Origin of the sequence: Pseudomonas sp. KK4 (genome assembly GCF_001984065.1) — a bacterium.
GTDB lineage: Bacteria > Pseudomonadota > Gammaproteobacteria > Pseudomonadales > Pseudomonadaceae > Aquipseudomonas.
Map to the genome: position 1 here is coordinate 1 of NZ_LYVP01000189.1, position 6,688 is coordinate 6,688.

6 protein-coding genes and 1 pseudogene are annotated in these 6,688 nt (G+C 62.8%); 6 read left to right on the top strand and 1 reads right to left on the bottom strand.

Annotated elements, in window-relative coordinates; all coding sequences use genetic code 11:
• The 5 genes and pseudogenes from B0W55_RS31345 to B0W55_RS28260 all read left to right on the top strand — a co-directional run.
• Window positions 1–387, top strand: a pseudogene (locus tag B0W55_RS31345) (hypothetical protein); the annotation flags it as partial.
• A 221-nt stretch (window positions 388–608) separates the two neighbouring features.
• The gene (locus B0W55_RS28245; protein ID WP_077049195.1) at window positions 609–1,454 is read left to right on the top strand and encodes a DUF6502 family protein; all 846 of its coding nucleotides are present in this window, start codon (window positions 609–611) and stop codon (window positions 1,452–1,454) included.
• Window positions 1,451–3,142 (top strand): DUF5666 domain-containing protein, encoded by a 1,692-nt coding sequence (locus tag B0W55_RS28250; RefSeq protein ID WP_077049196.1) that lies wholly within the window; start codon window positions 1,451–1,453, stop codon window positions 3,140–3,142. The genes B0W55_RS28245 and B0W55_RS28250 overlap by 4 nt, the downstream gene beginning before the upstream one ends.
• A gap of 85 nt (window positions 3,143–3,227) precedes the next feature.
• The gene (locus B0W55_RS28255; protein WP_077049197.1) at window positions 3,228–3,977 is read left to right on the top strand and encodes a hypothetical protein; all 750 of its coding nucleotides are present in this window, start codon (window positions 3,228–3,230) and stop codon (window positions 3,975–3,977) included.
• Between the two features lie 264 nt (window positions 3,978–4,241).
• Entirely contained in the window at window positions 4,242–4,703 is a 462-nt protein-coding gene (locus B0W55_RS28260; RefSeq protein ID WP_077049198.1) for a hypothetical protein, read from the top strand.
• A gap of 189 nt (window positions 4,704–4,892) precedes the next feature.
• Here B0W55_RS28260 and B0W55_RS28265 read toward each other — a convergent pair whose 3' ends face one another.
• Entirely contained in the window at window positions 4,893–5,921 is a 1,029-nt protein-coding gene (locus B0W55_RS28265; RefSeq protein ID WP_077049199.1) for a D-cysteine desulfhydrase family protein, read from the bottom strand.
• A 322-nt stretch (window positions 5,922–6,243) separates the two neighbouring features.
• Between B0W55_RS28265 and B0W55_RS28270 the strand changes: the two genes are divergently transcribed.
• Window positions 6,244–6,688, top strand: a 445-nt coding sequence (locus tag B0W55_RS28270; protein WP_139340999.1) for a YbfB/YjiJ family MFS transporter, incomplete at its 3' end; no start/stop codon positions are given.

Here is a 6,688-nt window from a genome sequence, read left to right on the forward strand (position 1 = left end):
GGTGGAAACGGCGGCGGTAGCGGAAATGGTGGCGGTGGTGGCGGTCATGCTGGCAACGGCGGTGGCAATAGCGGTAGCGGCCACGGCGATGCGGGCGGCGACCACGCCGGCAACTCGAACTCCGGACGCGGCAACAGTCACGAAGCCGGCGATGACCACGGCAATCATGTGGGTGGCCAGCCTGGCGACGATCATGGCAATCATGTGGGCGGCGAGCCCGGGGACGATCATGGCATTCATGTTGGCGGCGAGCCTGGGGACGACCATGGCAATCACGTTGGTGGTCAGCCTGGTGATGATCGTGGCAACCATGTGGGTGGCGAACCGGGTGATGACCGCGGCGTTCACGTCGGCGGCGAACCAGGGGACGACAATAGCCGGAGCTGATTCACACTGAGGGCCTCTCATACAAAACCTCGGGGTCGGGGTTTTGTATGAGTGCTTGTCCAGTCCGTTTCAGCCGCACCCAAAAGTTTCAGGCGAGAAAGAAACCCTTGGCGAGGGGATTGTTCTGGGGCCGCTTGGGCGGCTCAACGGGGATAAATCCCTGCACCACAAGATATTTTCGGCGTCGTTATACTGGGTCCACTTGTCTAGGAATGCGCTGAATGCAATCGCCCACCTTACCTCCCTCTCTGTTACGCGCCCTGCAACGGGTCATGCGCCCCTTGGTGCGCCTGATGCTGCGCAAAGGGGTCACCTACACAGTGTTCGCCGACTTGCTCAAAGAGGTGTTCGTGGATGTGGCCGATCGCGAGTTTCGCCTGGACGGCAAAGTGCCGAGCGACAGCCGCATCAGCCTGCTCACGGGGGTTCATCGCAAGGACGTGCGGCGCCTGCGCAGTGAAGGCGAGCCCTCGATCGTGGCGTTGCCGGAAAACATCACCTTAGGTGCGCAACTGGTCACGGCCTGGACCAACAGCCAGCCATTTTGCACCGCGGCCGGCCATGCGCTGGCGTTGCCGCGACTGGCCAGCGCCGGCGGCGACTGTTCCTTCGATGCCTTGGTGGCGACGATCAGCACGGACATCCGCGCCCGGGTGGTGCTCGATGAGTGGCTGCGGCTTGGCGTCGTACGCATCGACGAACACGACTGCGTACACCTGGAGGCCGAGGCCTTCGTACCGCAGAAGGGTTTCGATGAAAAAGCCGCCTACCTGGGCCACAACCTGCACGACCACGCCAGTGCCGCGGTGCATAACCTGAGCGGGGAAGGCCAGCCATTCTTCGAGCGTAGCGTGCACTACGATGCCCTGGCACAGGGCAGTGTCGAGACCCTGCGCGAGGCCGTGGCCAAAGAAGGCATGCAAACGCTGCTCGATTTCAGCCGGCTTGCCGCTGATCTGGAAAATCTCGATTTGGCCAGTACCGAGCCACGCCAGCGCATCACCATCGGACTTTATTTCTACACTGAGCCCACAGACCCCGATTCGACGACGACGCCTGCCCCATGATCTCCCTCAAGCGCTGCTTCAGTGTCGCCACTTTCGTCCTGGCTTTAGGCTTGAACCTGGTGGCTGCGTCTGGGGTGGGCGCCGCACCGGCATGCGTCAGTCGCGATGAAGTGGGCATGTCCAGCGCAGGCGGCCTGCAGTTTCCGGGCGGCACCGGCGGTACCGGGGCGAAAGCCGGCGGTGTGGGTGGAACCGGCATTCACAGTGACAACGGTGGCGTGGGTGGCACCGGTGCGCCGCTGCAACAGCGCCCCGGCGGCACGGGTGGAACCGGCGCGGTGGCGGCCGGCGTGGATGGCACGCTCATCCATCATGACAACGGGGGTGTCGGCGGCAGCGGGGCGCCGCTGCAGGAACCGGGCGGCACTGGCGGCACCGGGATCGTCGGCACCATCACCGGCTTCGCGTCGATCTGCGTCAATGGCATGGAAGTGCACTTCGGCAAAGACGTGCCGGTGAGTGAAAACGGTGCGCCTGCCAGCAGCGCCCACCTGGCGATCGGCCAAGTGGTCGCGGTGGAAGCATTCCCCACCAGGCGCGGCCTGCAAGCCGGGCGCATCTCGATCCTCAACGTCTATGAAGGGCCGCTGACGGCACTGCCCAATGCGTCAGCGCCGCTGCGGGTCATGGGGCAACCGGTGCGCCTGGCCGCCGGCGCACGGGTGGCCGAAGGTTTGCGGCCGGGCGACCCGGTCAAGGTCAGCGGTCTGCGCGATGCCCGGGGCGAAGTCGTGGCCAGCCGCATCGAACGGGCGCCAGGCCTCAAAGAAGCCAGTGCCATCGGCACGGTCGATCGTACCGGCACCCTCCAGGGGCTCAGGCTCGGGACTCGCGTGGCACCGGCCCAGGAAGTGTTGGTACGCGGCCAGTGGTCCGGTCGCCAGTTGGAGGTCGCGCAAAGCCGTCCAGACCCGAGCCTGCCGTTCGCCGGCCGGGTCCATGAGGCGGTGATCGAAGGCCTGGTGCAGAGCCGCAACGGACGAAACCTGGTGGTCGCCGGTTTCAACGTGTCACTGGGGCGCGACACGGTGTTGATGGGCGAACAGGGCCCTGGATCGGGCGTGGATCAACGGGTTCGGGTGAGCGGGGTGTTCAGTGGCGGTCGCGAAGTCCGGGCGACCCGTGTCGAGTTCAACATCGAACGCGCCGATAATTCGGGCCGGGGCCATGGCGCACGCGATAACCGTACGGATGTGGACAACGACCAAGGCACCTCGGGCTCCGATAACTCAAACAGCAGTGGTCATGGTGGCCGCGATGAAACGCCGCGCAGTGACAGCAACGAAGGCAGCGGCAGCGGCAGCGACGGCCATTCCGGCCGCCAGGACAGCGGTAAATCCGAATCGGTCGACAAGTCCGGGAAATCGGAGCATGTCGATAAAGTGGAAAAACCCGAGAGCGAAGACAATAGCGGGCGGTCCGATAAGGTCGAGAAAGTGGAAAAGGTAGAGAAGGTAGAAAAAGTCGACAAGGTCGAGAAAGTTGAAAAGGTAGAGAAAGTCGAGCGCCCGGAGAAAGTCGAGAAAGTGGAAAAGGTCGAGCGACCGGAGAAGGTTGAGAAAGTCGAGAAGGTGGACCGCCCTGAAAAGGTCGAAAAAGTCGAACTGCCCGACAAGGTAGAAAAGGTCGAGAAAGTTGAAAAGGTAGAAAAAGTAGACCATCCGGACCGATCTGGACGTCAGGGATAAGCGGCTCGGCAATTCTACAAGCGGGAAATTAGCAACTAGGCTGGGTAAGTTCACTCACACTTCTCAACGGGACTTTGAGGTGAAGATGAGACCCATGCTCCCTCTTTTTGCCAGCCTGCTGGCCAGCCTCACCGCACCGGCCTCGGCCGACACCTTCAGCACTGCCATTGGTATGGACTATTCGAGTGGTGACTACGGCACCGGCACCACGTCGGAAATCTGGTACGTCCCCGTGGTGGGCAAATACGAAACGGGCCCCATGACCTACAAGGTCACCGTGCCCTGGCTGCGCATCACCAACCCTGAAGTCGGCCCCGACGGCGACCCGCTGCCCGGAGGGTGCCGGGACGTGGAAAGTGGTCTGGGCGATACCGTCACCAGCGCCAGCTACGCCTTGCTCGACGGCAGCGAGGGCGGGGTGATGCTGGATCTGATCGGCAAGATCAAGTTCCCCACCGCCGATGAGGATCAGTGCCTGGGCACCGGCAAAACCGACTACACCGCCCAAGTCGACATCGCCAAGGGCTTCGGCCGAGTCACCGGTTTCGCCACCCTGGGCTGGAAAAAGTACGGCGACCCCTCCGGCACCGATTTCGACGACCCGATCTTCGCCAGCCTCGGCTTCGCCCTGCCGGTGGCTGCACGCACCTCCGCCGGCGCCTCCTACGACTGGCGCCAGAAGGTGGTCTCCACCGGCTCGCAGATTCAGGAGCTGACCCTGTTCCTCACCCATAAGCTCAACCAGGAGTGGAAGGTGCAGCTGTACGCCGTCAAAGGCTTCTCCGATGCCAGCCCGGATGCGGAAGGGGGGATGGTGCTGTATCACACGTTTTGAGCGTGCTGGCGCCAAGCCGTGGCGCTGACCGAATCCCCCAGCGGGACGTTGCGGCTACACACCTGTGTATCGCTCTGTATCCCAACCGGGCCTACGCAGACTGGCTTACAAATGCCCCTCGATCCGGATACATCCGGGATACACGGTTGCAGTCAAATAGCCCTGCCTCAGCGAGAAAGCAAACCGCACTCGCACCACGGCTTATCGCCCTTGTGGCAATGACCCCAGCGGCTTGGCCGCACACTGTAATCCGGAGAAATAACCATGTCCCGTATGTCGAATAAATCCCGCATTGGCCTGATCGCAGTTGCACTGGCCGGCAGCATGAACATGGCGTCCAGCGCCTTCGCCGCAGACGCATTGCCGCAAGGCTACCAACTGGCCGCCGCGGAAAAAACCAGCGAAGGCAAGTGTGGTGAAGGCAAATGCGGCGCAGGCGAAACCGGTGCCAAAGTCACCAAGACCAGCGAAGGCAAATGCGGTGAAGGCAAATGCGGCGACGCCTCCTTCGCCCGCACCGACACCGACCACGACGGCCGCGTTTCCCTCAAGGAACTGCTGACCGTGGCCCCAGGTGGCGCCGAAGAATTCAAGGCCATGGACACCAACGGCGACGGCTTCCTGTCCGAAGGCGAGGTCTACAAATTCCGCACCAACCAGTACACCTCCAACGGCAAGAAAGTACCGACCGAGCTGTTCACCAAAATGAGCAAAGCCCAGGGCTGATCCCGCCATAGCAGCCGTAAAAAAACCTCCCCGGGTTCACCCCCGGGGAGGTTTTTTTGTGGCCCGCATCCCCCTGTAGGAGCGAGCTCGCTCGCGATGGTCTTGAACGATAAAACGGGAAACCTGACACCCCGCGGCGTTCTCGAGTGCATCGCGAGCAAGCTCGCTCCTACACAGGGTGGGGAGGTTTCAGTCGAAGGCGGTGCGGTAGGCGAACAGCCCAGGCAAGCCGCCGGTCATGACGAACAGCAGGTTGCTTCCCGCCGGGTAATCACCGCGGCGCACGGCGGCCAGCATCCCGGCGAAGGCTTTGCCGCCGTAGACCGGGTCGGTGAGCAGACCTTCCCGGGAGCCCAGCAGGCGCACGGCTTCGAGCATGGTGTCGGTCGGGGCGCCGTAGGCTTGGCCGCGTTGGCTGCCGTCGACGTGGACTGCGCTTTCTTCCAGTGAGGTCGCGGGATCCAGCAGTTGCAGGACCTGGCGGGTTTTTTCCAGGGTGGTGGCCGATGCCTGGTCTTCGGTGGCCAGCACCGAGTAGCCGACGATTTGCGTGCAAGAGCGAGCGAGGGTCACACCGGCCAGCAGTCCGGAATGGGTGCCGGCGCTGCCATTGGGCACGATGATGCGGTCGAACTGCAGGCCCAGCGCATCGGCTTGATGCAGGATTTCGGCGGCGCAGGCGGCGTAGCCCAGACTACCTCGAGGGCTGGAGCCACCCAGGGGCATGACGAAGGGTTGCTTGCCTTGTTGCTTGAGTTTTTCGACCAGGTCGTCGGCATACGCATCGGGCGCGGAGCCGGGTGGCAGGCGATGCATATTGGCGCCGAACAGTGCGTCCAGCACGACGTTGCCGTTGTGGCAAAAGTCGTCATCGTGGCGTACGGCGGAGGGGGTCAGGATCAACTCGCAGGCCAGGCCTTGTTGCGCGGCGACGGCGGCGGTCAGGCGGGCGTGGTTGGACTGGAAGCCGCCCCAGGTCACCAGGGTATCGGCGCCAGCGGCCAAGGCTTCGCCTAGCAGGAATTCCAGTTTGCGCAGCTTGTTGCCACCACCGCCCAGGCCGGTCAAATCATCGCGTTTGACGTAGAGGTTGCAGCCGTTGAGCTCGGGCAAATTGCTCAGGCGGGAAAGCTTTTGAACGGGTGTCGCGCCTTCCAGCAGGGTTGCCCGAGGGTAGGCGGCCAGTGCGGCTTCAAGATGGGTCAAATCGTGGGGCATGGAGGTTCACTCTTGGCGTGAAAGAACGCAGTGCATCGGCCACTGTAAAAAGCCCCGCAGTGAAGATATACCGTGCTCGCGGAATTACTGTTGATACACCGTGTAATCAACCGACAACACCCATCCCTGTGGGAGCGGGCTTGCTCGCGAAGAGGCCGGTACATCCGCCAAATCTGCTGTGGCTGTAATGCCGTCTTCGCGAGCAAGCCCGCTCCCACAAAGGTATCTTTTATGGAGATAACAATTGCCTGTTTAATTCGTTACTAGAGATATCGACCTCGCGCGTACAGTCGGCCCAAATGAAGAATGGAAGGGCAGACAGATGAACAGCGTAAAGCCAACCAGCGCCAACCCATGGCGGGGGACTGTGGCTGGATTCTCGGCGAGCCTGGTCGGCATCGGCCTGGCACGGTTTGCCTATACACCGCTGCTGCCGGCGATTGTCGGTGCCCATTGGTTTGATTCCTCCAAGGCAGCCTACCTCGGCGCGGCGAACCTGGCGGGGTATCTGGCCGGGGCGCTGTTCGGGCGTTCGCTGGCGGCGAAAACCTCCACCCGCTTGACCCTCAGGGCGATGATGCTGCTGGCGGCCATCGCGTTTTTCGCCTGCGCCTATCCCGTGTCCTTCGCCTGGTTTTTCGCCTGGCGATTTCTGTCTGGCGTGGCCGGTGGCGCGTTGATGGTGTTGGCCGCACCCACGGTGTTGGCCCATGTACCGCCGTCCCGTCGAGGCCTGGCGGGCGGGGTGATCTTCATGGGGGTAGGGG

What these genes read in the sequence shown, in the direction of transcription:
- B0W55_RS28260 (WP_077049198.1), top strand. Translation starts at nt 4,242, where the DNA reads ATGTCCCGTATGTCGAATAAATCCCGCATTGGCCTGATCGCAGTTGCA.
- B0W55_RS28250 (WP_077049196.1), top strand. Translation starts at nt 1,451, where the DNA reads ATGATCTCCCTCAAGCGCTGCTTCAGTGTCGCCACTTTCGTCCTGGCT.
- B0W55_RS28245 (WP_077049195.1), top strand. Translation starts at nt 609, where the DNA reads ATGCAATCGCCCACCTTACCTCCCTCTCTGTTACGCGCCCTGCAACGG.
- B0W55_RS28265 (WP_077049199.1), bottom strand. Translation starts at nt 5,921, where the DNA reads ATGCCCCACGATTTGACCCATCTTGAAGCCGCACTGGCCGCCTACCCT.
- B0W55_RS28255 (WP_077049197.1), top strand. Translation starts at nt 3,228, where the DNA reads ATGAGACCCATGCTCCCTCTTTTTGCCAGCCTGCTGGCCAGCCTCACC.